The sequence below is a fragment of the Bacillus cereus group sp. MYBK216-1 genome (assembly GCF_051916495.1).
GTDB lineage: Bacteria > Bacillota > Bacilli > Bacillales > Bacillaceae_G > Bacillus_A > Bacillus_A thuringiensis_K.
The window spans coordinates 148358-174536 of sequence record NZ_JBQAGT010000004.1; the positions used below are offsets into that span (position 1 = coordinate 148358).

The following is a 26179-nucleotide window of genomic DNA, read 5'->3' on the forward strand; positions in this document are numbered from 1 at the left end:
ATGTTGTTACATACATAATTGTGGACCCTTAGCTCAGCTGGTTAGAGCAGACGGCTCATAACCGTCCGGTCGTAGGTTCGAGTCCTACAGGGTCCATATCCATTTCACATGTTTATTATGTTAGCAGGAAGCTTCCTTGTAGAAGGAAGCTTTTTTTACGGAATATATGAGCATTTTAATTGAAAAGAAGTGGGAATTTTGCTACTTTAATGATAGCAAGACAATGTGATTTATTTGTTTGCACCCTATGGCAATTAGGGTAGAATGAAGTTGTATGTCACTTAAGTGGCAATACATAAACTGGGAGGAATATAACAATGGCAAAACACGAATTACCAAATTTACCTTATGCGTATGATGCTTTAGAGCCTCACTTTGACAAAGAAACAATGAACATCCATCATACAAAACATCACAACACGTACATTACAAACTTAAACGCTGCTTTAGAAGGTCATGCAGAATTAGCTGACAAAAGCGTAGAAGAATTAGTTGCGAACTTAAACGAAGTACCAGAAGCAATCCGTACAGCAGTACGTAACAATGGTGGCGGACATGCTAACCATACATTCTTCTGGACAATCCTATCTCCAAACGGCGGAGGACAACCTGTAGGTGAACTTGCAACTGCAATTGAAGCAAAATTCGGTAGCTTCGATGCATTCAAAGAAGAATTCGCAAAAGCTGGCGCAACTCGCTTCGGTTCTGGTTGGGCTTGGTTAGTAGTAAACAATGGTGAGTTAGAAGTAACAAGCACTCCAAACCAAGATTCTCCTTTAACTGAAGGTAAAACGCCAGTTATCGGTTTAGATGTTTGGGAGCATGCTTACTACTTAAACTACCAAAACCGTCGTCCAGACTACATCGGTGCATTCTGGAACGTTGTAGATTGGAACGCTGCTGAAAAACGTTACCAAGAAGCAAAATAATTGTAATAAATATAGAAAAAGCTAGGGGAGAGCCCCTAGCTTTTTTCTATGCTTTCCTTTTACATAATTGGGCTTGTCTTTGGAAGACTAGAACATGAAGTAAAGGAGAGTTGTGTATGAAATGGAAACATATAATTGGTGACGTTGAAGTGAATCGGGATTTAGTGTTATTGCTCCTTATAGGAGGTTTATACACGCTCGCAATTTCTTTATCGAATACGTTTGTAAATATTTATTTATGGAAACAAACACAAAATTATGTGAATCTTGGCTTGTATAATTTAGCCAGCGTGGTATTACAGCCTCTCACATTTCTTGTAGGGGGGAAATTAGCGAAACGTATCGATCGCTCGATTTTATTACGGATAGGGGTAGGAACGCTCGCAATTTTTTTTATCGTTGTCTTAGTAGCAGGAAAAAGTGCTTCTCAGTATATTTTATTAATGGGGGCTCTTTTAGGAGTAGGATACGGTTTTTACTGGTTGGCTTTTAACTTATTGACATTTGAAATTACAGAACCAGAAACAAGAGATTTCTTTAATGGGTTTCTTGGACTTCTTACATCCTTCTCTGGGATGATCGGACCAATAGCAGCAGGATACACAATTTCACGTATGGAGAAATGGAGTGGTTATACTGTTATATTCTTTCTTTCATTAGTTCTATTTGCAATTGCTGTCGTCTTAAGCTTCTTTTTATCTAAAAGAGAATGTGAAGGGCGTTATGAAATCGTGCAAGTATTGAAAGAACGACGGATTGATAAAAATTGGGGAAAGATTACACGAGCTCATTTTTTCCAAGGATTGAGAGAAGGAACGTTTATTTTTGTCATTTCAGTATATGTTTATTTAGCAACTAATAGTGAGTTCGCATTAGGAAAATACAGTTTAGTTAACTCTGCTGTATCCTTTGTATGTTATTACTTAGTTGCTCGTATGTTAAAGAAAGAGTGGCGAAAAAAAGCAATTTTACTTGGGGGCATTATTTTATATGCTGTCGTCTTTTTAGTCATTTTCAATGTTACATACACGAAATTACTTATTTATGCGGCATGTATTGCGGTTGCATATCCTATTTTACTTGTTCCGTACGGATCAATGACATATGACGTAATTGGTAGAGCGAAAAATGCGAGAGAATGGCGTGTGGAATATGTCGTTGTTCGGGAGCTGTGGTTAAACGCCGGAAGAATCTGTTCCATTTTAAGTTTTTTATGTGCTGTACTATTCTTTCCACCTGAAAAAAGTTTACCTTACTTATTATGTATTTTAGGTGCTGGACATTTTCTTATTTATTTTGCAGTTAAAAATGTCAAATATGATGAGGGAAATGCGAGTAAAACAAGTGTTGTAACGCAAGGGAACGCGCAAAACCAAACTGAACCAGAAGGTTAACTTCTCGTTTGTTTTATGCTAGAATAGAAAAAGATGTAAGACAGCAGTGAGGACACCTGTAGAAGGTGTCCCTTTCACATTACATAGCTGTTGGTAGAGGGGGTTTGTATGAGCAAGAAGCAGAAGCAAAATAAGAAAAAGACCCACGTTCCTTTTCGGTTAAACGTGCTGTTTTTCTGCGTGTTTTTAATGTTCTCCGCGGTTATTGTAAGGCTCGGATATGTACAAATTGTTCGCGGTGAAGAATATAAGAATGAAGTGGAGAAGAAAGAAAACTCAACGATAAGTAATCCTGTACCGCGTGGGAAAATATTTGACCGTTATGGGCGACCTGTAGTAGATAATGCAGCCGTTCGTACTATTACATTTACAAAAATGAAAGGATCAACTGCAGAAGATCGCTTAGAAACAGCGAAAAAGCTAGCAGATTTGATTGAAGTACCGACAGATAAATTAACAGATCGCGATAAAAAAGATTATTGGCTTGCTATGCATAAAGAGGAAGCTAAAGAAAAAATTACGAATAAAGATCGTCAAGAGTTTAAAGATAAAAAAATTGATGATAAAGAATTAGACGAGCGTCAGAGAAGTCGTGTAACAGAAGAAGAGATTAATCAATTATCCGCAAAAGATCTAGAAATACTAGCGATTAAAAGTAAGATGGACGGCGGATATGCAATGACACCTCAAGTTATTAAAAAGGATGCTACAGAAAAGGAATATTCGATTATTAGTGAAAACCTAGCAGCATTACCAGGTGTAGATACGAATGTTGATTGGGAGCGAAAATATACGTACGATGATTTATTCCGAAGTGTACTTGGTGGGGTGTCGACATCTGATGAAGGCTTACCGAGAGAAAGACTAGATTACTATCTTGTTCGTGACTATAATCGAAATGACCGAGTAGGAAAAAGTTATCTTGAACAACAGTATGAAGATAGTCTGCACGGTACGAAAGCAGAAGTTAGAAATGTTACAGATAAAAACGGTAATATTTTAGAAACGATTAATGTATCAAAAGGACAAAGTGGTAATGACCTGAACTTAACAATTGATATGGAATTACAAAAGCGCGTGGAAGATATTCTTGCGAAGAATTTAATGAGGTTTAAAGGAAGCGAACCTCTTTTAGATCGCGCATTCGTTGTAATGATGAACCCAAAAAATGGTGAAGTTTTATCTATGGCGGGGAAACAATTAGTTAACAAAGATGGCCAAACGAAAGTAAATGACTTTGCATTAGGTACCATGACAAGTTCTTATCCGATGGGATCAACTGTAAAAGGTGCAACAGTACTTACTGGATATCAAACTGGTGCGATTCAACCAGGGGCAGTACAATTGGATGAACCAATTAAATTAAAAGGTACACCTACGAAGTCGTCTTGGAAAACGATGGGATATATTAATGACCTTACAGCTTTAAAAATGTCTTCTAACGTTTATATGTTTAAAACAGCGATGAATATTGCCGGTGTTCAGTATGTGAGAGGTGGTACGTTAGATATACCTCAAAAAGCATTTGATACGATGCGTTATTATTTCGGACAGTTTGGACTTGGTGTAAAAACAGGAATTGATTTACCGAATGAATCTGCTGGTCAGATGGGTAGAAGTAGTCAACCAGGTTTCTTACTAGATTTATCAATTGGACAGTATGATACGTATACACCGCTTCAATTAGCGCAATATATTTCGACGATTGCCAATGGCGGATATCGTATGCAACCACAAGTTGTAAAAGAAATTCGTCAACCGGCAGTGAAACCAGATGAAGTTGGGAAAGTTGTTCAATCTATGGAACCGAAAGTATTAAATCGTGTTGATATGCCGGAATCGCAAATTAAACGCGTTCAAGAAGGATTTAGACAAGTGTATAATGATTCGGGTGGTACAGCTACAAAATACTTTACAGGTGCAAAATATAAAGCGGCAGGGAAGACAGGTACCGCGCAAACTGTGTATGGCGGAGATAAAGAGATTGGTAGAAAGGCAAACGGTGAACGTGTGGAAACATATAACTTAACATTAGTAGGTTATGCGCCACTTGAAGATCCAGAAGTAGCATTCTCTGTTGTCGTTCCGTGGGTACATGATGATAAGACTGGTATTAATGGATATATTGGTCGTGAAATTATGGATGCTTACTTTGATTTGAAAAACAAAGAAGTAAATGGTCAAGCTTCAAAAGATGATAAAGACAATAAAAATAAAGATTAAGATGATGAATAAAAAAGTTGTAAAAAAGCACACTATCTGAAAAGATAGTGTGCTTTTTTTTATGGTTTATGCATATCGTGTAATAAATGTGGACAAGTATACAACATTGGAAAAAGCGCGGCCGTATAAATGATACTTGTATATGGTGGGATAGGGGATAAATATTTTATAGGGAAATCATCAGAGGAAATGAATAGCTACTAATGAATTAAAATTGTATCGTATATTGATTTTTGTGGAACTTTACAAAACTTTTACAAACAATTAAAACCGAATTAATAGTTTAGCAGTATTCTTATATCTGTAATCCTGTTATTTCCGGTTACTTCTAGGAGGAAGAACACGTGAAATGGATGCGTACACCTATTAAAATTTTCGTATTATCAATATGGTTCCTCTGTTTTGAAATGTCTACTGCATTTGCTTTAAATGATACGGGAGAAGTGAGAGTTGATGGATCCTCAACGGTTTTTCCTATTATAGAAGCAGTAGCGGAGGAATATACAAAGGTGCATCCAGACGTGAAAATTTCCATCAGTATTTCTGGAACTGGGGGAGGATTTAATCGTTTCAGTAAAGGAGAAGTAGATATAAATAATGCTTCGAGAGTAATGAAACAAGTCGAGAAAAATGAAATGAAGAAAAACTCTATTCAGTTCACACCTTTTGAGGTTGCTAACGACGGTCTTACGATTGTTGTGAATCGCCACAATACATGGGTAGACGATATGTCAGTAGACGAGTTACGACTACTTTGGAGTGAAGATGGAAGAGAGAAGCGATGGTCACAAATTCATTCAACATGGCCACGTGAACAAGTGAAGTTTTATGCACCAGGCGTAGACTCTGGTACGTATGATTATTTTCAAAATGTCATCTTACAAAATCATCGCATTGTAAAAAAAGTCTCTTTGTCTGAAGATGATCAAGTTATTATGCAAGGGGTAATGAATGATAAACATGCCATTGCTTTTGTAGGATATGCTTATTATATGGCTAATCGAGATAAGGTGAAAGCAATAAAAGTAAATGGTGTATTTCCGACGAAAGAGACCATTCAATCAGGTAAGTATAAGCCGTTATCTAGGCCGCTACTTGCTTATGTGAATAATGCATCTATCCGAAATAAAATGAATGTAGCAAACTATGTTGAGTTTATGATTCAGCATGTCGGTAACCTCGCTGAAGAGGTCGGGTATGTAAAATTACGAAAAGAAAAATACAATGAACAGCTGCGTATGTTAACAGAAATAAAAAGGTAATGTCGGGGTGGAAAGGGGTTTTCATCTTTGGCTCATAATGACAAAAGTCAAATTACATTTTCTGTACAACATTTGATTGAAAGAAATACAAAACAAAGAAAAAAAACGCAGCGAATCAATCGAATAGTACCTTTATTACTAAAAATAATTGCTAGCGTTTCTATTGTGACGACACTTGGAATTGTTTTTACGCTCTCTAATGAAACAATCATGTTTTTTCAAAAAATATCATTATACTCCTTTTTGACGGAGAAAGAATGGTTACCATTTTTTGAAGATCCTAAATTCGGCATATTACCACTTATATGTGGAACGTTCCTTGTAACAGCAATTGCTATGTTTGTAGCAATTCCTATCGGTTTAGCGTGTGCCGTATTTTTAAGCGAATATGCTTCAAATAGTGCACGGAAAATATTAAAGCCGATGTTAGAGCTATTAGCAGGTATCCCGACAATTGTATATGGTTTTTTTGCATTAACAATTGTTACGCCACTTTTACAAAGGATTATACCAGACTTACAGTTTTTTAATGCGATTAGTCCAGGAATCGTTATCGGATTTATGATGATGCCTACAGTTGCATCTCTATCTGAAGACGCGATGAGAGCTGTGGCGAAAGGGACGAAAGAAGCTTCATTAGCACTCGGAGCGACGCGGTTTGAAATGGTAAAACAAGTGGTGTTTCCGTCCGCTTTTACAGGGATTATGGCAGCAATTATATTAGCGGCTTCTCGTGCAATTGGTGAAACGATGATTGTTGTAATTGCAGCAGGATCCACACCAAATGTATCGCTTGATCCGACACATTCTATTCAAACGTTAACAGCCTATATTGTACAAGTAAGTTTAGGTGATGCTCCGCATGGAACGATTACGTATTACAGCATGTATGCTGTAGGTGCAACGTTATTTTTGTTTACTTTTATTATGAACATCATTTCGCAGTCAATTATGCGCCGTTTTAGGAGGATGACATAATATGCGAATGTTGAATCATAAAAAAATACAAAAAAACATGGCATCACGCTTTTTAAAAGATCGAATTTACAAATTGTTATTTTATATAGCAATTTTATTTTCAATTGTAATTTTGTTTTTGTTACTGTTTCAAATTGTTGAAAAAGGTATAAGTTATCTTTCAATAGATTTCTTTACAAATTTCGCTTCACGTAATCCGAAAGAAGCTGGTATTGCTGCAGCTTTGTCAGGGACAATATTATTTATGAGTATTGTTATACCTGTTTCTTTTATATTTGGAGTTGGAACAGCACTTTATTTAGAGCAATATGCGAAGGAATCTCTATTTAAAAAAATAATAGTGATTAATAATCAAACGTTAGCAGGAGTACCATCCGTTGTATTTGGATTGCTTGGTTTAACTATTTTTGTATATGCTCTTCATTTAGGAGAGAGTATAGTTGCAGCAGCACTGACGATGAGTTTACTCGTTTTACCAACAGTTGTTGTGGCGAGTCAAGAAGCAATTCGATCAGTACCAAGTGTATTATTAGAGGGTTCTTACGGATTAGGTGCTACGAAGTGGCAAACGATGTATCAAATTGTATTGCCATATGCTTTCCCAGGGATTATAACGGGCTGTACGTTAGCGATATCAAGAGCAATTGGAGAAGCTGCACCACTATTAGTTATTGGGGCACTTGCGTTTGCAAATTATGTTCCATTTAGTATGTTTGATAGATTTACAGTTCTACCAATTCAAATTTTTAATTGGATGAGTAGGCCAAAAGAAGAATTTCAGTATGTAGCAGCAGCTGGGATGATTGTTTTGTTAGGTTTGTTGCTATTTATTAATATATTTGTTTTATGGTTACGAAATCGAAAATAAGTTGGAAGTGGATGAAAGGGGAATTCAAATGGTAGCAACAGTAGTAAATGTACAGGTGAAAAACGAAGAGAAAATCGAGACTGCGCCAAAGAAGGTAGTATTTGATACGAAAAACTTAAATTTATGGTATGGGGAAGACCATGCTTTAAAAGATATTAATTTAAGTATTCATGAGAATGAAGTTACAGCCATTATCGGTCCAAGTGGCTGTGGTAAATCAACTTACTTAAAAACATTAAATCGCATGGTAGAGCTAGTACCGATCGTTCGAACTACAGGTGTAATTGAGTATAGAGAACGCAATATATTTGATAAATCATATCCGGTTGAAGAATTAAGAACGCATGTAGGAATGGTGTTCCAAAAGCCAAATCCATTTCCAAAATCTATTTATGAGAATGTAGCATACGGTCCAAAAATCCATGGTATTCGTGACAAAAAGGCATTAGATGAAATTGTTGAAAAAAGTTTACGTGGAGCAGCGATTTGGGATGAGTTAAAAGATCGTTTGCACGATAATGCATATGGTTTATCTGGTGGACAGCAACAGCGTCTATGCATCGCACGCTGCTTAGCTATTGAGCCAGACGTTATTTTAATGGATGAGCCAACATCGGCATTAGACCCAATTTCAACATTAAAAGTAGAAGAATTAATTCAAGAGCTAAAGAAAGATTTTAGTATTGTTATCGTAACGCATAATATGCAACAAGCAGCGCGTATTTCAGACAAAACAGCTTTCTTCTTAAGCGGGGAAGTTGTGGAGTATACAGATACAAACAAATTATTTACGACTCCTTCAGATAAGCGTACAGAAGATTATATTACAGGTCGCTTTGGTTGATATCGTTTCAAAGCTAAGAGCAAATGCCCTCTTAACAGAGGGCATTTCTTATTTTATCTTACTGTTAATAGAGAAGTAATACTTCTCCTTATCTTAAGGTTTATTACAAGCGCAAGAGGCTATGTAGGAGATTTGCCCCGCTATTTGCAGGCAGTAAGCCCCCACCTTAAAATTTAGCGAAAGCAAAGAAGTTAGGGAGGGGATCTTGCTGCCTATAAAAGCCCGATTGATGAGGGTTGATTAAAGTTTCACTTTTATATAATGGCACATAATATTGAGGGGGAAGAAAAATGGTAAGAGAACAGTTTCAAGGTGATTTAAAAGCGTTACAGCAAAAGGTGATCGAGCTTGGAGAATTAGCAAATACGGCTTTATTGATTGCTATGGAAGGTCTGCATACAAGGGATGTAGAGAAAGCGTTAGAGGTCATTGATGGTGATTACCGCATGGATAATTTAGAAGAGGAAATAAACGATCTTGCGCTTATGCTCATTACGAAGCAGCAACCTGTAGCAAGTGACTTAAGAAGGATTTTTATTTCAATTAAAACAGCGACAGATTTAGAGCGTATTGCAGATCATGCTGTTAATATTGCAAAGGCTACAATTCGTCTTGGGGAAAAAGAAGTGGCTGTTAGTTTGCACAACCTGGATGAAATGTTTGCGGTTGCAAATGAGATGTTGCATTTAGCGTTAGAAGCATATGAACAAGAAAATTTAACTTTTGCGAAACAAATTGCTGAAATGGATGATTCCGTTGATGAAATATATGGAAAAGCAATTCGTGAGTTTATATCTTCAGTTCCGGAACAACCAGAAGCAATTACGCAAATTACACAATTATCATTTGTCGCGAGATATATTGAGCGTGTAGCAGATCATATTACAAATATTGCTGAAAATGTCTTTTATTTAGTAAAAGGAAAGCATTATTTATTGAATGAGTAGGAATTAAAGTAGGTGATGAGAAATCACCTGCTTTTTTTAGTCAAAACATGACAAAAAAAGCTCGTTGTTTCCTTTAGTTTATGATGATAAGATGTATCATAATATAATGGAAAAATTAGTATATATGTTTGTCGTTAATAAGTATTATTTAACAATTAATAGTAAGCGCTTTCTTGTTGTTTGAAACGTACGTTTTTATAGGTGAGAAATTTAATTATATGGTCTTCTAAATGAGGATTTGTTTAACTAATCAAGTTTATGCTGCTAGTTCATGTGGGATAGGGAATATACATATGGTATATGGAGTTATTGAACATTATATAAGTGGAGGCTGAAGTATATGAAGGGGGTTATTTTAGCTGGAGGAAAAGGAAGACGCCTTAGGCCATTAACATGTAATACTCCAAAGCCGATGTTACCATTATTAGAAAAACCAGTTTTAGAATATAATATTGAGTTATTACGCCAGCATGGTATTCGTGAAATTGCAATTACTGTTCAATATATGAGTACGACCATTAAGCAATATTTTGGTGACGGTAGTAAATGGGGAGTTAACTTGTATTATTTTGAAGACTCTCCTCCGCTTGGCACAGCAGGGAGTATTAAACAAGCAGAACAATTTTTAGATGAAACATTTGTTGTGATAAGCGGGGATGCATTAACTGACTTTCAATTATCAGAAGGAATTGGGTTTCATGAACAAAAGAAAAGAATGGTAACAATGTTTGTGAAAGAAGTAGAAAATCCACTCTCATTTGGATTGGTTGTAATGAATAAAGACCAGGAGGTTACACGATATATAGAAAAGCCGGGCTGGAATGAGGTAGTATCTAATGTTGTGAATACAGGCATATATATTATGGAACCAGAAATCTTTTCTTACATACCGCCTAGGCAATTTTTTGATTTCAGTCATGATGTGTTTCCGCTATTGGCAAACAAAAATGTGTTATTCGCATATTTGTCAGAAGGTTATTGGTTAGATATCGGCACATTTAATCAATATCGACAAGCACAATTTGATTTGTTAACGAAAAAGTTACAAGTACCTATTCCTTATACGGAAGTATTACCGATGGTATGGATGGGAGAAGGGGTGACGATTGGTAAAGGGACGAAAATTCATGGCCCCTCTTTTATTGGAGAAGGAGCAAAGATTGGTACAGGAGCTGTAATTGAGCCATATTCTATTATTGGGAAAAATAGTATCGTTTCAAATTATTCTCATCTTCAAAAGAGTATTGTTTTTGCAAATGCCCACATTGGGAAGTATTGTGAACTATTAGAAACGACAATAGGAGAGCGTACAATAGTTGAAGATGATGTTACACTGTTTCAAAAAAGCGTTGTAGCGGATCACTGTCATATCGGGAGAAGTACGGTAATTAAGCAAAAAGGAAAACTATGGCCTTATAAGGCGATTGATAGTCATTCGATAGTAGGAGCGGCTGGTATTCAAGAGAGTGAAATGAGTGCAGGGTGGTTACAAAAAAGCCGCATTGTAGGAAGAGGGAATGTTGAAATTACTCCCCAGTTTATCGTGAAGATTGCGATGGCGTATGGTTCTCTTTTTACAAAAGGAGAAAGTATATTAATTGGAAGTCAAGAAAATATAGAAACAACCTCTTATAAAAATTTATTTTTACATGCTATTCATGGTATAGGGATTCATACGATGGAATGTAAAGAAATGAACGAGTCACTTTTTCAATATAGTGTTCATCATTTGCAATGTGCAGGTGGTGTTTTCATTCAAGTGGAGAATGGGAATGAGATTGTTATAAAGTTATACGGTCAAGCTGGCATGCCGTTAACGTATAAGCAGCAAAAAGAGATAGAACAAGTATATATGTCCGAATTGTTTTATTACGTGCATGAGAAAGAAATGGGGCGTAATAAGCTGGTTCATGTTTCTATGAATGAGTATATAGAAGTTATATTGGAGCATATTGATATCGAGAAAATACAGATGCAGAAGTTTCATCTTCTTATTAATAAGAGAAATGATACGTTGCAACATTTACTCATGCTCTTTCTGCAAAGACTTGGTTGTACAGTTACATGGATTTATGCAAGCGAACAAAAAGATCATGTGAAAGCTTTGATGAAATCAAGTAAAGCGAATATGGCTCTTATGTTTTCTGAGCAAGGAAATCATTTCGAGTTATACGATAAACATAGTAATATTTACCAAGGTACAGATTTGGAAGAGGTAGATATTCCGGATTTCTTACTCGAATCGACAGGAAATATTTACCCAATGTCTTTGAAGTTAGGAGAATGTTATCTTCTATTTTATACGCAGGATGAAAGAAAGTCGTTTCAAGTAAGGTGGAAGCGAGATATTTTATATCGAATTGGAAAATTATTTGAGCTAATAGCATTGCAAGGAAAAACGTTTCTCAGCATAGTAGAGCAATCACCTCCGCTCTATTTACTTTATGATGAAGTGGTATGTTCATGGAATGAAAAAGGAGAAATTATGAGGAAATTATTGGATGATATGGAAAGGAAGGGAGAAGGTATATTTGAAGGAGTACAGTTCAAATATACTGAAAAAGAGTGGTCTTATATCGTTTCTGACACAAAACAACCAAAGTTTTTGGTGTATTCACATGCTAGAAACCCAGTAATAGCAAGGGAAAACATGAAAAATCTTATAGAAAAAATTAGACAATATCAAAAGGTGTAGAATTTTTATTTTAAAAGTGGTATTATAGTATAGTCTGATTTAAGTTATTAGTACTGGAGGGAAATAAGAATGCGTGTGAATATTACTCTAGCATGTACAGAATGCGGAGATCGTAACTATATCTCAAAGAAAAATAAACGTAACAACGCTGAGCGTATCGAGCTTAAAAAGTATTGCAAGCGTGACAAGAAGTCTACGTTACACCGTGAAACAAAGTAAGCAGTAGGAATATTTTCCTACTGTTTCTTTTTTTATTCGATTCCTATGTTAAAAGTGATACACTATCAGCATAGAGTAAAGTGTCACTGTAAGGGGGAGAGTGTGTGAAAGTAGAGAAAGTACGTTTACGTAAACAAATAATAGAACACATGAATTCTTTATCAGAAGAACAGTATACAACTTTATCAGAACAGATTGCATTTTCGTTGTATGCGCAAAAAGAGTGGGTTGAAGCTAAAACAATTGGAATTACTCTTTCAATGGAAAATGAAGTGAATACATATCCTATTATCGAAAAAGCTTGGGAAGAAGGAAAGAAAGTTGTAGTTCCTAAGTGTAATAAAGGAACAAGAACGATGTCTTTCCGGCAAATTAATAATTTTGATCAATTAGAAACGGTGTATATGAATTTACGTGAACCGATTCCTGGGCTTACGGAAGAAGTGAATATGGATGAAATTGATCTTCAAATTGTGCCGGGCGTAGCTTATACAGAACGAGGAGAGCGAATTGGGTACGGCGGTGGCTATTATGATCGTTATCTCGTGCATTATAAAGGGAAAACGCTATCATTAGCGTATGATTTTCAAATGGTAAAACACATTCCGGTAGAGCCATTTGATAAAAACATAGAAAAAATTATTACAGAAAAAGGAACAATACTTATAAATAAGCTTGTATAGACAAATAAAAATTGACGAGACTTTTTCTTCTTGATTATAATAAAATATGTGAACGTTTTCTTATTATAATTTTTTATAGTAAGTGAGTATAGAGGGTGATGAAATGGTATCTATTTATGATATTCAGCAATTGCTAAAGAAATTTGGTACGATTATTTATACGGGAGATCGAATTGCAGATTTACAATTAATGCAAGATGAATTGCGTGAATTAAATCAATCACAGCTAATCGATCCACAAGACTATCAAACAGCTTTATTTTTATTGAAGCAAGAAATTCAAAAAGAGCTAAATAAGAATTAGATAAAGGTAGGTAAGCAACATGGAAGAGAAATGGTTAGTTGGTGTTGACCTTGGTGGTACAACGATTAAATTAGCATTTATTAATGTATACGGTGAAATTTTACATAAGTGGGAAATCCCTACGAATACAGGTGAGCAAGGAAAACATATTACACTTGATGTTGCGAAAGCAATTGATAAAAAGCTAGAAGAATTAGGCGAATTGAAGAGCAAGTTAATTGGTATTGGTATGGGGGCTCCTGGTCCTGTACATGTGGCATCTGGAATGATTTATGAAGCGGTTAATTTAGGGTGGAAAAATTATCCACTAAAAGATTTATTAGAAGTAGAAACAGGATTACCTGTTGTTATTGATAATGATGCAAACTTAGCAGCGCTTGGTGAAATGTGGAAAGGTGCTGGTGAAGGTGCAAAAGATTTAATTTGTATGACACTTGGTACGGGCGTTGGTGGTGGTGTAATCGCCAATGGTGAGATTGTACACGGCGTGAGTGGTGCTGCTGGTGAGATTGGACATATTACAGTAGTTACAGAAAATGCTTTCCCATGTAATTGCGGGAAGTCTGGTTGCTTAGAAACAGTAGCATCTGCGACAGGTATTGTACGTGTTGCTATGCAAAAAATACAAGAGACTAATAAAGAGAGCATGTTGCGTTCTATGTTAGCTGAAGAAGGACGTATTACATCAAAAGATGTCTTTGAAGCACTTGGACAAGGTGATGAATTAGCAGGAGAAGTAGTAGAAAAAGTAGCTTCTTATTTAGGATTAGCTGTAGCGAACCTTTCTAGTACGTTGAACCCAGAGAAAATTGTTATTGGTGGAGGCGTGTCTAAAGCTGGAGATGCGCTATTAGAACCAATTCAACGCTATTTCGAGCAATATGCTTTCTCACGTGCTGTAAAGAGCACGAAGTTAGCTATTGCAACACTTGGTAATGATGCAGGTGTTATCGGAGGAGCTTGGCTTGTAAAAAAGCACAAATACGAAGCGAAGATGATATAAGTTGTGAAATATGAAAAGAGGAAGGGGAACCCTTCCTCTTTTTGTGTGAAATCTCGATGAAGAATAAAGTGTAAACGAATTAAGCTGCTGGTGGATACCCGTTATATAGAACAGTCATGATCGTAAACCATCCGAAAACGAGTACAGTTGCAATTGCAAAGCCGCTTGCGAAAAAGTTTTTTTCACGAAGTGTTCTAAGCGTAGCGAATACAGCTAACAGAGTGACAAGTGTAAAAATAATAACAAGGCCCATACAATATCCTCCTCTGTCTACCCATTTCTTATTATGAGTTTTTGGAATATTTACTCTTTTATATTGTACATGTTTTAAAAATGATTGTCGAGATAGCAGCCTTTCTTTTCCTCAGAGAAAGAAATGTTGTATCATTAAAAGTAAGTTTAATAACTGGAGGAGATTTTCATATGAAATGGATACAAATGCCGTTAGGCCCATTACAAACAAATGCTTATATTTTAATGAACGATCAAAAAGAGTGCATTATCTTTGACCCTGGTCATGAAGGTGAAAAGCTCGTTACATATTTACAAGAAGAACAATTAAAACCATTGGCTGTTTTATTAACACATGCTCATTTTGATCATATCGGTGCTGTTGATGCGGTAAGAGACGCTTTTCATATTCCTGTGTACGTACATAAAGAAGAAGCAGATTGGTTAGGAGATCCAACTGTAAACGGCTCTCAAATTTTTATGATGAACCGCAGTATTACAGCAAAACCAGCGGATCATATTATTGATGCAGAAGGTACATTAACAATTGGATCATTTAATTTTGAAATTTTTGAGACACCAGGACATTCTCCAGGAAGTATTTCTTATTATAGTAAAGAGGCGAATGCTGTATTCTCAGGAGATGTATTGTTCCAAATGAGCATTGGAAGAACAGATTTACCTGGTGGAAGTTTCGCTGAATTAATTGGAAGTATTGAAGAGAAATTATTTGTATTACCAGATGAAACAGCGGTGCTATGTGGACATGGTCCAGAAACAAGCATTGGCTTTGAAAAAGAAAATAATCCGTTTTTACAATAAGGAGTCATTATGGGAATGGATCTCATTTTAAGAGAATGGATGGGGAAAGAAAAGGATTATTCAATTTCATATAGTACGTATATGAACCTTGTATTGTATACAGAAGGTCATGGATATTATATGAAAGAACGTGAAAAGATTGGAAGACAAGGTGATTTTTTTACAAGTAGCAACGTATCCTCTGTGTTTGCAAAAACTTTTGCTAAACTTTTTATTCGTCTTGTTGAAAATGGTGAAGTTGCTCCGAATATTTGTGAAATTGGTGGAGGAACAGGGAAGTTTGCCTATGATGTTTTACAAGAATGGAAGCAATTATCTCCAAAAACCTTTATTGATTTAAACTATTCAATGATTGAAGTGAGCCCTTTTCATAGAAAATTACAGCAGGAGCACCTTGGCTCATTTTCTAATGTATCGTACTATACCTCTTATAGTGAAATGGGAGATTCTTTCGAGGGAATTCTTTTTTCGAATGAGTTGTTTGATGCATTTCCTGTTGAAATAATTGAGAAAAGAAATGGTATGTTGTATGAAGTGCGTATTACATATACAGAGGAAGGAAACCTTTCGGAAGTATGTAGGCCGTTAGATAAAAGAATTGGTCGCTATTTATTGAAATATAATATTCATATTGCTGAAGGGCAACGTTTTGAAGTACCAATTGTGATGGAGGATTATATAAAAGAAATTGCGAAATGGTTTCAAAAAGGTATATGTATTACAGTTGATTACGGATACACAAAAGAAGAATGGATGCATCCAGCACACCGTGAAGGAAGTTTGCGAGGGTATTATCAGCACAAGCTAATACGTAATCCACTAGCGCATCCAGGTGAAATGGATCTTACTACTCATATTCATTGGGACGAGCTAAAGGAGATGTTTAGTATGCAAGGAATGAGTGCAGTATGGCATAAGAAACAATCTGAGTTCTTGTTAGCTGCAGGGATATTAGAACAGCTTACGAGCCATCAAGATATGAATCCTTTTTCTGAAACGCAAAAACAAAATCGAGCAGTTCGTTCTATGATTTTAAATGGAGGAGTAGGGAGTTCGTTTGATGTTGTTATACATACAAAAGATATGCAACATTTACATTTGGATCGGTATGTAACAATATAAAAAACAAGACACAGTATATACTGTGTCTTGTTTTTTAATACGACTTATGTAGTATTATATATTTCCTCTCATGATATATATTTATATTAAAGATATGAGATAAAAAATATAGAATACGTTCTTTTTCTGCGATTATTAGTCCCTAACCTAATAATACGCGAACGAGTTGAATTATTGTTTCGTTCTCTACTTTGTAATAAATTTCTAATCCTTTTCTTTCACTAGAAACGATTTTAGCGCTTTTTAATTTTGCTAAATGCTGTGAAATTGTAGATTGTGGCATGTTTAATCCAGTATACATTGTAGAAACGTTGCTTGGACCGCGCTCGATTAATCCTTTTACGATACATAAACGAACAGGATGAGCTAGCACTTTTAATAATTCTGCATTACTTTCATATAGTTCTAATTCTTTTTGAAAGGTTTCTAACATGTTCTTTTCCACCTCCGTGTGAGCTATTATACCATACTATACATACCAAAAATTTAAAGAAAAGAAAATAGTTGTTGCAGAAAAAAAGTCCTAAAGTAAAGAAATTGTAAGAAAAGAGACCCTGATGTAAATAAAATAGGTAAATTAGCACGTTTTTGTAAAATGACATTTTTGGGTGAAAATTTCGATGCGTTTTAAAAATTGAAAGATATAAATATATTTGTAACACAATTTTATCATGATTTTCTTATTCTTTCAAATGAATATACTAAATTTTTAAAATAATATGACAAAGGAATTATAATGATATATATAGAATATAAAACAGGTTAAAAGAAAAGAAGCTGAATGTAATTCGCTTCTTTATGGTGATAATGAAATATTTGATTACGGCTGATAAATCTTAGGATAATCAAGTCAGTAGTCATTTATTCTAAAATTCATCTTTTAGCAACGTTAAAAATCTGTGATTCCATATGTTCTCGTAAAAATCAATTGTCTCTTTTGCGGACATAAAAGGATTATTCAACGTAGAGGTTGTTTTCTGTTCCATAAAGTTTTCGTATCCCAGCCCGTGGGCAAACTTAATCGTAGCATCCATACAGTACTCTGTTTGGGCACCACAAAATTCAATGCGATTTACAGATAATTGATCTAAAATTTCTTTTAAGTTTGTTTTATAAAATGAATTTGCATGTGTTTTTCTTACAAAAAAATCTTGTTCTTGAACATCTAGATCGGTATGAATAGTCCAAAGTTCTTTCTCGGGTACTAAATCATCATCACAATGTTGAACAAAAAGGATTGGTTTATTTAATTTTCTGTATGAAGAAATTCTTTTATTTACTTTTGTTAGTAAGTTCTGTAAATCAAATAAATGCTCTCCGCTATAACATACGCCATTTTGTAAATCGATAACGATTAAAATATCTGCACAAGTAACCATTATTTTCACCCCTGTTCATTTCTTAATATATCAATTAATCCATTATTTAGAAATAGATGATATACTTTTATTTTTTTATGGACTATAAGAAAAGAAGAAATTCAAATGAATATAACTAAACCACATAAAAAGAAGATATGAAAACCTAATCTCATATCTTCTTTTTTCTCTATGCATTTATAGGTTCTTCTACATAAGAAAGGGCATTTTCAAAATCGGATATTAAATCGTTAACATTTTCAAGACCGACTGATAACCGAAGTAATGAATTAGAGATTCCTCTTTCATCACGAGCGTCTTGCGACAGTGCTGCATGTGACATTTTTGCTGGATAAGAAAGAATAGACTCTACAGCTCCTAAACTAACTGCAAAAACAGGTAATTTTACTTTTGATAAAAATTGGCGGAGTGCATCTTCAGACTGCAAAGTAAACGACAAGACCGCGCCAGCTGATGTTGCTTGAGATTGTTGAATATCAAATCCGAGATGTGTTTGTAATCCCGGATAATAGACATTTTGTACTTTAGCGTGCTCTTGTAAATAATGTGCAATTTTATTGGCATTTTTAGCTGAATGCTCGAGGCGTACATGTAATGTTTTTAGACCGCGAAGTACGAGAGAACAATCTTGAGGCCCTAAAATAGCACCGAATGCATTTTGTAAAAATCCAAGCTTTTGAGCGAGTTCTGCATCTTTTACTACTGCTAATCCGGCAGTAACATCACTATGACCAGCAATAAATTTTGTAGCACTATGAAGAACGACATCAGCTCCAAGTTCAAATGGTTTTTGGAATAGTGGTGTCAAAAATGTATTATCAACAAAAGTAAGAGCGCCAATAGACTTTGCGAGTTTAGAAACCTCGCGAATATCTGTCACTTTTAAAAGTGGGTTAGAAGGTGTTTCTATATAAAAGAGCTTTGTATTTGGTTTAATGTTTTGTTTTATTTCTTCTAAATTGGTCATATCAACAAATGTATGTGAAACACCGTAACGGGAGAGTACCTCAGTTATCACTCGGTAAGTGCCTCCGTATACATCTTCAGAAATGAGTACGTGATCACCTTGTGAAAGAAGGAGGAATGCAGTGGAAATCGCTGCAATGCCTGATGCAAAGGCGAATCCTTTTGTTCCGCCTTCTAATAAAGCAATGATATCTTCAAGAGCTTCACGAGTTGGGTTTCCTGACCTGCTATAGTCATATTTTCCGAACGTATCTACATCAAACTGGTGAAAAGTTGATGTGTTATAAATAGGAACGTTCACAGCGCCTGTTTGCGAGTCATGTTTATATTGGTTGTGTAGTAAGAGTGTATCTATAGAATAGCTCATATTCTTACACCTTCTTTTACGAGTTTAATAGCTTGCTTTAAGTCTTGAATTAAATCGTTACTATTTTCAATGCCAACTGAGAATCGAAGAAGACGATTACATACGCCGTTTGCTGTTCTAATTTCTTCAGGAATATCAGCATGTGTTTGCGTTGCTGGATAAGTCATTAAACTTTCTACACCACCAAGACTTTCGGCAAATGTAATTAAGGATAAAGACTGTAAGAATGGATTAATCCAAGCTTCATCTTTAAGGCGGAATGAAATCATGCCGCCTCTTCCTGGATAAAATACATCTGTTACCCCGTCTTCATCGTTTAAATACGCAACAACTGCTTTCGCATTTTCTTCGTGTTGTCTCATGCGAAGCGCTAACGTTTTCATACCGCGAATTAATAACCATGAGTCAAATGGACTTAAAACTGCACCTGATGCATTATGATAATGAGCGATTTCCTCGCAAAGTTCCTTTCCTTTTGCAACGACAAGCCCGCTTAGTACATCGTTATGTCCCCCTAAATATTTCGTTGCGCTATGAAGTACAATGTCAGCACCTTCTGTTAATGGTTGCTGTATATAAGGTGTGTAGAATGTGTTGTCTACAATAAGAAGTAGTCCGTGCCTTTTCGCTACAGTTGCGACAGCAGCAATATCAGTAACTTGCATTAATGGATTAGTTGGAGTTTCTATGAAAATAGCCTTCACTTCAGTTGTGATAGCTTGCTCAATTTGTTTAATAGACTGTGTATTTACGTATCTACATCGAACATTCCACTTTTTTTCATGCTCAGAAAATAATCGATACGTTCCCCCGTATAAATCTTCAGATACAATAAGTTCGTCTCCAGAGCGGAATAGAGAAAGGACGAGGAGAACAGCCGCCATCCCTGAACTACAGGCATAACCTTGTTCGCCATATTCTAAGTCTGCGATCGCCCGTTCTAAAAGACCGCGAGTTGGATTGCCAGTTCGTGAATAGTCAAAGCCAGTAGATTTACCAATTCCTTCGTGACGATAAGCGGTTGAGAAATAAACTGGTGGATTAACCGTTCCAGTTTTAGTTTCACTGCGATTTCCGATTTGTGCTAGTTTTGTTTCGATTGTTGACATGTGAAAATTCCTCCTTTTTAAATTGAAACATTAAGTGAATATAAAATAAAAAAAGCCTTCTAAGAAGAAGGCTTTCGGTTTGAATAGAGTCTTCTTCTCATCTGTCAAATCTTTCACAATTTGCTGGAATTAGCACCTTATTAACAAAATGTTAATGGTTGCTGAGGCGTCACAGGGCCAGTCCCTCTACCTCTCTAGATAAGAATGTTCGTATGAAATTTTTATTATGTTTTTAACTTTACAACAAAAGATAATTGAATTGCAACTTTATTTTAAATAATTTTTATTTTTCCGCAATTGTCATTGACTTTTACTTTTGTGCATGCTAAATTTATAAAAAATTAACAAACATTGTTAAAAGGGGAACACATTTCCTTTTAGCTACATAAATAAAATAATAAAGACAACTCTTATTGAGAGCGGTGGAGGGAAAGGCCCTGTGAAACCCGGCAACCTTCAAACGAAATGTTTGAAACGGTGCTAATACCTGCAAAACGAATGTTTTGCATAATAAGAGGAGGAACGATTATGTCCCCCTCTTCAAAGTGAAGAGGGGTTTTTTATATTGATAGAAATGAGGGAGATTCGTGAAATTACTAGATTTATTATCAAAAGGAATTGTAATAGGTGATGGTGCGGTTGGGACGTTATTGCATTCACATGGTTTGCAAAGTAGTTTTGAAGAATTGAATGTATCTGATCCAGACTTAATTATATCAATTCATAAACAATATGTAGCTGCTGGAGCAGATGTAATTCAAACGAATACGTATGGAGCAAATGAGGCGAAATTACGTATGTATGGTTTAGAAAATCAAGTTACAGAAATTAATAGAGCGGCAGTAAAACTGGCGAAAGCATCTGTGGCAGATAAAAATGCAATTTTAGGAACAATCGGTGGTATGAAACATATCGGAGCTGTTACAACGACTGATATGGAAAGAGAGTTTATGTTACTTGAACAGGCGGAGGCTTTACTAGAAGAACAGGTTGATGGATTACTATTAGAAACTTTTTACGATGAATTTGAATTACTTCATACCGTTAAAGTATTGCGTAAGCAAACGAATATTCCAATTGTTGCTCAATTAGCGTTACATGAAGCAGGTACGACTCAAAATGGAAATGATGTCAATGAAATATTAAAGCAACTTATAGATTACGGTGCAAATGTTGTTGGATTGAATTGTCAACTAGGGCCGCTTCATATGACGGAAGCTTTCAAAATGATATCGATTCCGCAAAATGGCTATTTATCAGCATACCCAAATGCAGGTCTCCCGAATTATGTGGAGGGACGTTACGTATATGAGGGAAGCCCAGCTTATTTCGAAGCGATGACACCGAGATTTATTGAGCAAGGTATTCGGTTATTGGGTGGTTGTTGTGGTACGACTCCAGAACATATTCAAAGTATGAAGCGCGCTGTTGCGAATATTACCCCTGTAATAGAAAAAGACACGATTCAAAGGCCGAAAGTCGTTCATACGCATGAGAAACGCTCGAAGGCTCACGTCACTCTAGCAGAGAAAGCGAAAAAACAAACGACAGTTGTAGTGGAATTAGATCCACCGAAAACGTTAGATACACAGCGTTTTTTTGAAGGAGCAAGAGCGTTAAAAAGAGCGGGAGCAGATGCTATTACTCTAGCAGATAATTCATTAGCATCACCTCGTGTTTCTAATATGGCAATGGGTGCGTTATTAACGAAGCATGATATCCCGGTATTGACGCATTTAACGTGTAGAGATCATAACGTCATTGGACTACAATCTCATTTGTTAGGTTTATCGGCGTTAGGGATGGAAGAAGTGTTAGCTTTAACTGGTGATCCAGCGCGCGTTGGTGATTTTCCCGGTGCCACTTCTGTATATGATTTATCCTCTATTGAGCTTATTAAAATGATTAAAGAAATGAACGGTGGACGTTCAATTTTAGGGAAATCAATTGGACCGGCGACAAGGTTTTCTGTAGGCGGCGCATTTAATCCTCATGTAAGGCACTTAAAAGCAGCGGTTAAGCGGATGGAACGAAAAATAGATGCTGGAGCGGAGTATTTTTTAACTCAGCCAATTTATGATATCAAGTTAATTGAAGAAGTGTATGAAGCGACAAAGCATTTGGAACAACCTATTTTTATTGGAATTATGCCGTTAGTAAGTAAGCGGAATGCAGATTTTCTTCATTTTGAGGTGCCGGGTATTACTCTTCCTGAAGAAATAAGAGAGAGAATGGATGGACATGAAACGAAAGAGGCAGCAATTGAGGAAGGGATTCGCATTTCACAAGAATTGATTGACGCAGCGATGAAATATTTTAATGGTATTTATCTTATTACACCATTTTTAAAGTATGAAATTACAGAACATCTTATTAAATATGTAAGAGAAAAGCAAGAAGTGAAAGAAGGTATTAATTGATGAAGTGTATAGAAGAAAAATTAAAAAATAGCATTTTAATATTAGATGGTGCAATGGGGACAATGATTCAGCAAGAGGATTTAACTGCTGAAGATTTCGGAGGGGAAGAGTACGAGGGCTGTAATGAATATTTAGTAGAAACAAGACCAGACGTTATTTTAAAGATTCATAAAACTTATATTGAAGCTGGAGCGGATATTATTGAAACAAATACATTTGGGGCAACGAATATTGTACTAAGTGATTATGAGCTGTCTCATTTAGATGAAGAACTAAATGAAAAGGCAGCACTTTTGGCGAAGCAAGCTGTTAAAGAAAGCGGGAAGGAAGTATATGTTGCGGGAGCGATGGGACCAACAACGAAAGCAATTAGTGTTACTGGTGGTGTGACTTTTGAAGAATTGATTGAGGCTTATACAAGGCAAGCACGAGGATTATTAAAAGGAGAAGTTGATGTATTACTCGTTGAGACGAGTCAAGATATGCGTAACGTGAAAGCAGCTTATATTGGAATTCAAGCTGCATTTGAAGAACTGAAAAAAACGGTTCCTATTATGATTTCAGGAACGATTGAGCCAATGGGAACGACTCTGGCTGGGCAAACAATTGAAGCTTTTTATTTATCAGTAGAACATATGAAACCATTATCTGTTGGGTTAAACTGTGCGACTGGTCCGGAGTTTATGAGGGACCATATTCGTTCACTATCTGATTTATCGGAGTGTTACATTTCTTGTTATCCAAATGCAGGTCTTCCTGATGAAGATGGACATTATCATGAATCTCCATCTTCTCTTGCTGAAAAGGTGAAGCGATTTGCTGAAGAAGGATGGGTTAATATTATTGGTGGTTGTTGTGGCACGACACCAGAACATATAAAAGCAATGAAATCCGCGCTAGCACCTCTTAAGCCTCGTGACCATCATGAGAGAGAAGGACATGGAGTTAGTGGATTAGAAGCACTGCAATATGATGAGTCTATGAGACCGTTATTTGTGGGTGAAAGAACGAATGTTATTGGGTCACGTAAATTTAAACGATTAGTAGCAGAAGGGAAATTTGAAGAGGCTGCTGAAGTGGCAAGAGCGCAAGTGAAGAAAAATGCTCATATTATTGACATTTGTATGGCAGATCCTGATCGCGATGAAATAGAAGATATGGAAAACTTCTTAGCAGAAGTTACGAAAGTTTTAAAAGTACCGATTATGATTGATTCAACAGATGAAAATGTGATGGAGCGAGCTCTTACTTATATTCAAGGAAAAGCTGTTATTAATTCAATTAATTTAGAAGATGGAGAAGAACGATTTAAAAAAGTGACACCGCTTCTTCAGAAGTATGGTGCCGCTATAGTTGTAGGAACAATTGATGAAGACGGTATGGCGGTTAGTGCGGAACGAAAGATAGAAATTGCGAAAAGAAGCTATGAATTACTTACAAAGAAGTATGGGATACGCCCGTCAGATATTATTTTTGATGCACTTGTGTTTCCAGTAGGGACAGGTGATGAAGAATATATTGGTTCAGCGGCAGCGACTATAGAAGGAATTCGCCTTATTAAAGAAGCGTTACCAGAGTGTTTAACGATTTTAGGTGTAAGTAACATATCATTTGGTTTACCACCGGCTGGACGTGAAGTATTAAATTCAGTTTTTTTATACCATGCTACGAAAGCAGGATTAGATTACGCGATTGTGAATACGGAAAAATTAGAACGCTATGCGTCGATTCCAGAGGAAGAAAAACGACTTGCAGATGCATTACTGTTTGAAACGACGAAAGAGACATTGGAAGAATTTACAAATTTTTACCGAGTTGCTAAAAAGAAAGATGTCGTTGTGCAAGAAACGTTAACGCTTGATGAAAGACTAGCAAATTATATTGTAGAAGGTACGAAACAAGGATTACACGAGGATTTAAGTCTTGCACTTGAAGAAGGAAGAAAACCTCTTGATATTATTAACGGTCCGCTTATGACAGGGATGGACGAGGTAGGACGACTATTTAATAATAATGAACTTATTGTTGCTGAAGTATTGCAAAGTGCCGAAAGTATGAAAGCCGCTGTAAGCTATTTAGAGCCACATATGGAATCTAGTGATAGTGCGAAAAAAGGGAAAGTGTTATTAGCAACTGTAAAAGGTGACGTGCATGATATTGGGAAAAATCTCGTTGAAATTATTTTAGCGAATAACGGATATGAGATTATTAATTTAGGAATTAATGTACGTTCGGATCGAATTGTTCAAGAAGTACAAGAAAAGAAGCCAGACATTATAGGTCTTTCAGGTTTATTAGTAAAATCAGCGCAACAAATGGTAACGACTGCTGAAGATTTAAAAGCAGCAAATATTGATGTGCCCATTGTTGTAGGTGGTGCAGCGTTAACGAGAAAGTTTACAGATAATCGGATTTCACCATCATATAAAGGGCTCGTTTGTTATGCGAGTGATGCGATGACGGGGCTCGATATTATTAATAAGCTTCAAAAAGAAGAAGAGCGTGAGAAGATGAAACAGGATAAAAAAGAACGTCATCTTCATATCGTAAAAAAAGAGGAGAAGAAAGTAGAAATTCCAGCAGTAATTGAGCTATTACCGAAGGCTGAAGTTATCGTGCCTGATTCAACAAAACGAATTGTATTACGCGATATTCCGGCCCTTCATCTCGCCCCATTTTTAAATAGACAAATGCTACTTGGGCATCACCTTGGATTAAAAGGAAATGTGAAGAAGCTTTTGAAAGAGGGAGATAAGAGAGCGCATGAATTAAATGATTTAATAGATGAATTATTGCAGGAAGGACAATCTTGGTTAAAGCCGAAAGCAGTGTATCAATTTTTCCCAGCGCAAAGCGACGGACAAAACATTGTAATATATGATCCAGAAGATCATACACGTGTTATAGAGCGTTTCACATTCCCTAGACAAGGAAAGGCCCCCTATCGTACTTTAAGTGATTATTTGCGCCCAATTGGAGATGAGATGGACTATGTTGCTTTCTTATCTGTTACGGTTGGGGAAGGAGTTCGGGACATTGCTGAAGAGTGGAAGGGGAAAGGTGATTACTTACGTAGTCATGCCATTCAATCGTTAGCGCTTGAATTAGCAGAAGGACTTGCTGAAAAAACACATATGCTCATTCGTGATCGCTGGGGCATTCCGGACTCACCTGAACTGACGATGGAAGAACGTTTCCGTACGAAATATAGAGGAATACGTGTGTCATTTGGTTATCCAGCGTGTCCAGAACTTGCAGATCAAGAAAAGCTATTTCGCTTAATTCATCCAGAGGAAATAGGTATTTCATTAACAGAAGGATTCATGATGGAGCCAGAAGCATCCGTAACGGCTATGGTATTTTCTCACCCTGAGGCAAGATATTTTAGTGTATTATAGTCTTGAAGGGGGAGAC

22 protein-coding genes, 1 tRNA gene and 2 riboswitches are annotated in these 26179 nt (G+C 36.1%); of the genes, 18 read left to right on the forward strand and 5 right to left on the reverse strand.

What is annotated here, in order from left to right:
- The first annotated feature begins 22 nt into the window (after window positions 1-22).
- The 14 genes from ACTFRH_RS15170 to glcK all read left to right on the forward strand — a co-directional run bounded on the left by ACTFRH_RS15170 (window position 23) and on the right by glcK (window position 14349).
- A tRNA-Ile gene (locus tag ACTFRH_RS15170) sits at window positions 23-96 on the forward strand.
- A 221-nt stretch (window positions 97-317) separates the two neighbouring features.
- Entirely contained in the window at window positions 318-929 is a 612-nt protein-coding gene (sodA, locus tag ACTFRH_RS15175; protein ID WP_001052031.1) for a superoxide dismutase [Mn], read from the forward strand.
- Window positions 930-1045: 116 nt separating this feature from the next.
- Window positions 1046-2323, forward strand: a complete 1278-nt coding sequence (locus ACTFRH_RS15180; RefSeq protein ID WP_000871387.1) for an MFS transporter — start codon at window positions 1046-1048, stop codon at window positions 2321-2323.
- A gap of 108 nt (window positions 2324-2431) precedes the next feature.
- Window positions 2432-4546, forward strand: coding sequence for a peptidoglycan D,D-transpeptidase FtsI family protein (locus ACTFRH_RS15185; RefSeq protein ID WP_000038993.1), 2115 nt, complete (start codon window positions 2432-2434; stop codon window positions 4544-4546).
- Between the two features lie 344 nt (window positions 4547-4890).
- On the forward strand, window positions 4891-5808 hold the full coding sequence (locus ACTFRH_RS15190; RefSeq protein ID WP_000871823.1) for a PstS family phosphate ABC transporter substrate-binding protein: 918 nt from the start codon (window positions 4891-4893) through the stop codon (window positions 5806-5808).
- Window positions 5809-5835: 27 nt separating this feature from the next.
- A complete protein-coding gene (gene pstC / locus ACTFRH_RS15195) occupies window positions 5836-6786 on the forward strand; it encodes a phosphate ABC transporter permease subunit PstC (RefSeq protein ID WP_000940914.1) in 951 nt (316 codons plus the stop codon).
- 1 nt (window position 6787) lies between these two features.
- Entirely contained in the window at window positions 6788-7654 is an 867-nt protein-coding gene (gene pstA / locus ACTFRH_RS15200; RefSeq protein ID WP_001242558.1) for a phosphate ABC transporter permease PstA, read from the forward strand.
- A 28-nt stretch (window positions 7655-7682) separates the two neighbouring features.
- Window positions 7683-8498: a phosphate ABC transporter ATP-binding protein gene (gene pstB, locus ACTFRH_RS15205; protein ID WP_000226680.1), complete on the forward strand. Its 816-nt coding sequence runs from the start codon at window positions 7683-7685 to the stop codon at window positions 8496-8498.
- Between the two features lie 290 nt (window positions 8499-8788).
- Window positions 8789-9445: a phosphate signaling complex protein PhoU gene (phoU, locus tag ACTFRH_RS15210; protein WP_000251244.1), complete on the forward strand. Its 657-nt coding sequence runs from the start codon at window positions 8789-8791 to the stop codon at window positions 9443-9445.
- A 340-nt stretch (window positions 9446-9785) separates the two neighbouring features.
- Complete coding sequence (locus ACTFRH_RS15215; RefSeq protein ID WP_000679325.1) at window positions 9786-12140, forward strand: sugar phosphate nucleotidyltransferase; 2355 nt, start codon at window positions 9786-9788, stop codon at window positions 12138-12140.
- Window positions 12141-12209: 69 nt separating this feature from the next.
- Window positions 12210-12359, forward strand: a complete 150-nt coding sequence (gene rpmG, locus ACTFRH_RS15220) for a 50S ribosomal protein L33 (RefSeq protein WP_001265616.1) — start codon at window positions 12210-12212, stop codon at window positions 12357-12359.
- 104 nt (window positions 12360-12463) lie between these two features.
- A complete protein-coding gene (locus ACTFRH_RS15225) occupies window positions 12464-13042 on the forward strand; it encodes a 5-formyltetrahydrofolate cyclo-ligase (RefSeq protein ID WP_000861927.1) in 579 nt (192 codons plus the stop codon).
- A 103-nt stretch (window positions 13043-13145) separates the two neighbouring features.
- Window positions 13146-13346 carry a YqgQ family protein gene (locus ACTFRH_RS15230; protein ID WP_000253699.1) on the forward strand — a complete coding sequence of 67 codons (201 nt, stop codon included), beginning with the start codon at window positions 13146-13148 and terminating at the stop codon, window positions 13344-13346.
- A gap of 19 nt (window positions 13347-13365) precedes the next feature.
- Window positions 13366-14349 carry a glucokinase gene (gene glcK / locus ACTFRH_RS15235; RefSeq protein ID WP_000391701.1) on the forward strand — a complete coding sequence of 328 codons (984 nt, stop codon included), beginning with the start codon at window positions 13366-13368 and terminating at the stop codon, window positions 14347-14349.
- A 79-nt stretch (window positions 14350-14428) separates the two neighbouring features.
- Here the strand turns inward: glcK and ACTFRH_RS15240 are convergent, their stop codons facing one another.
- Window positions 14429-14602: a DUF2759 domain-containing protein gene (locus ACTFRH_RS15240; protein ID WP_000524852.1), complete on the reverse strand. Its 174-nt coding sequence runs from the start codon at window positions 14600-14602 to the stop codon at window positions 14429-14431.
- A 170-nt stretch (window positions 14603-14772) separates the two neighbouring features.
- Here ACTFRH_RS15240 and ACTFRH_RS15245 point away from each other — a divergent pair, with 170 nt between their 5' ends.
- Together ACTFRH_RS15245 and ACTFRH_RS15250 are read left to right on the forward strand one after the other, a co-directional pair.
- Window positions 14773-15402: an MBL fold metallo-hydrolase gene (locus ACTFRH_RS15245; RefSeq protein ID WP_440048763.1), complete on the forward strand. Its 630-nt coding sequence runs from the start codon at window positions 14773-14775 to the stop codon at window positions 15400-15402.
- Between the two features lie 9 nt (window positions 15403-15411).
- Window positions 15412-16524, forward strand: coding sequence for a class I SAM-dependent methyltransferase (locus ACTFRH_RS15250; RefSeq protein WP_000525092.1), 1113 nt, complete (start codon window positions 15412-15414; stop codon window positions 16522-16524).
- Between the two features lie 142 nt (window positions 16525-16666).
- Here ACTFRH_RS15250 and ACTFRH_RS15255 read toward each other — a convergent pair whose 3' ends face one another.
- From ACTFRH_RS15255 to metI, 4 genes are all read right to left on the reverse strand, one after another.
- Entirely contained in the window at window positions 16667-16957 is a 291-nt protein-coding gene (locus ACTFRH_RS15255) for an ArsR/SmtB family transcription factor (RefSeq protein WP_000894377.1), read from the reverse strand.
- Window positions 16958-17390: 433 nt separating this feature from the next.
- Window positions 17391-17903, reverse strand: a complete 513-nt coding sequence (locus ACTFRH_RS15260) for a cysteine hydrolase family protein (protein ID WP_000255614.1) — start codon at window positions 17901-17903, stop codon at window positions 17391-17393.
- 169 nt (window positions 17904-18072) lie between these two features.
- Window positions 18073-19236, reverse strand: a complete 1164-nt coding sequence (metC, locus tag ACTFRH_RS15265; RefSeq protein ID WP_000122294.1) for a cystathionine beta-lyase — start codon at window positions 19234-19236, stop codon at window positions 18073-18075.
- A complete protein-coding gene (gene metI / locus ACTFRH_RS15270; RefSeq protein ID WP_000103871.1) occupies window positions 19233-20345 on the reverse strand; it encodes a cystathionine gamma-synthase/O-acetylhomoserine thiolyase in 1113 nt (370 codons plus the stop codon). Before metI ends, metC begins: the two co-directional genes overlap by 4 nt.
- A 94-nt stretch (window positions 20346-20439) precedes the next feature.
- Window positions 20440-20550: riboswitch (SAM riboswitch) on the reverse strand.
- A gap of 202 nt (window positions 20551-20752) precedes the next feature.
- Window positions 20753-20862: riboswitch (SAM riboswitch) on the forward strand.
- A gap of 70 nt (window positions 20863-20932) precedes the next feature.
- Between metI and ACTFRH_RS15275 the strand changes: the two genes are divergently transcribed.
- Window positions 20933-22765, forward strand: a complete 1833-nt coding sequence (locus tag ACTFRH_RS15275) for a bifunctional homocysteine S-methyltransferase/methylenetetrahydrofolate reductase (RefSeq protein ID WP_000770351.1) — start codon at window positions 20933-20935, stop codon at window positions 22763-22765.
- Complete coding sequence (gene metH, locus ACTFRH_RS15280) at window positions 22765-26163, forward strand: methionine synthase (RefSeq protein WP_000649690.1); 3399 nt, start codon at window positions 22765-22767, stop codon at window positions 26161-26163. The genes ACTFRH_RS15275 and metH overlap by 1 nt, the downstream gene beginning before the upstream one ends.
- Window positions 26164-26179: the final 16 nt, after the last annotated feature.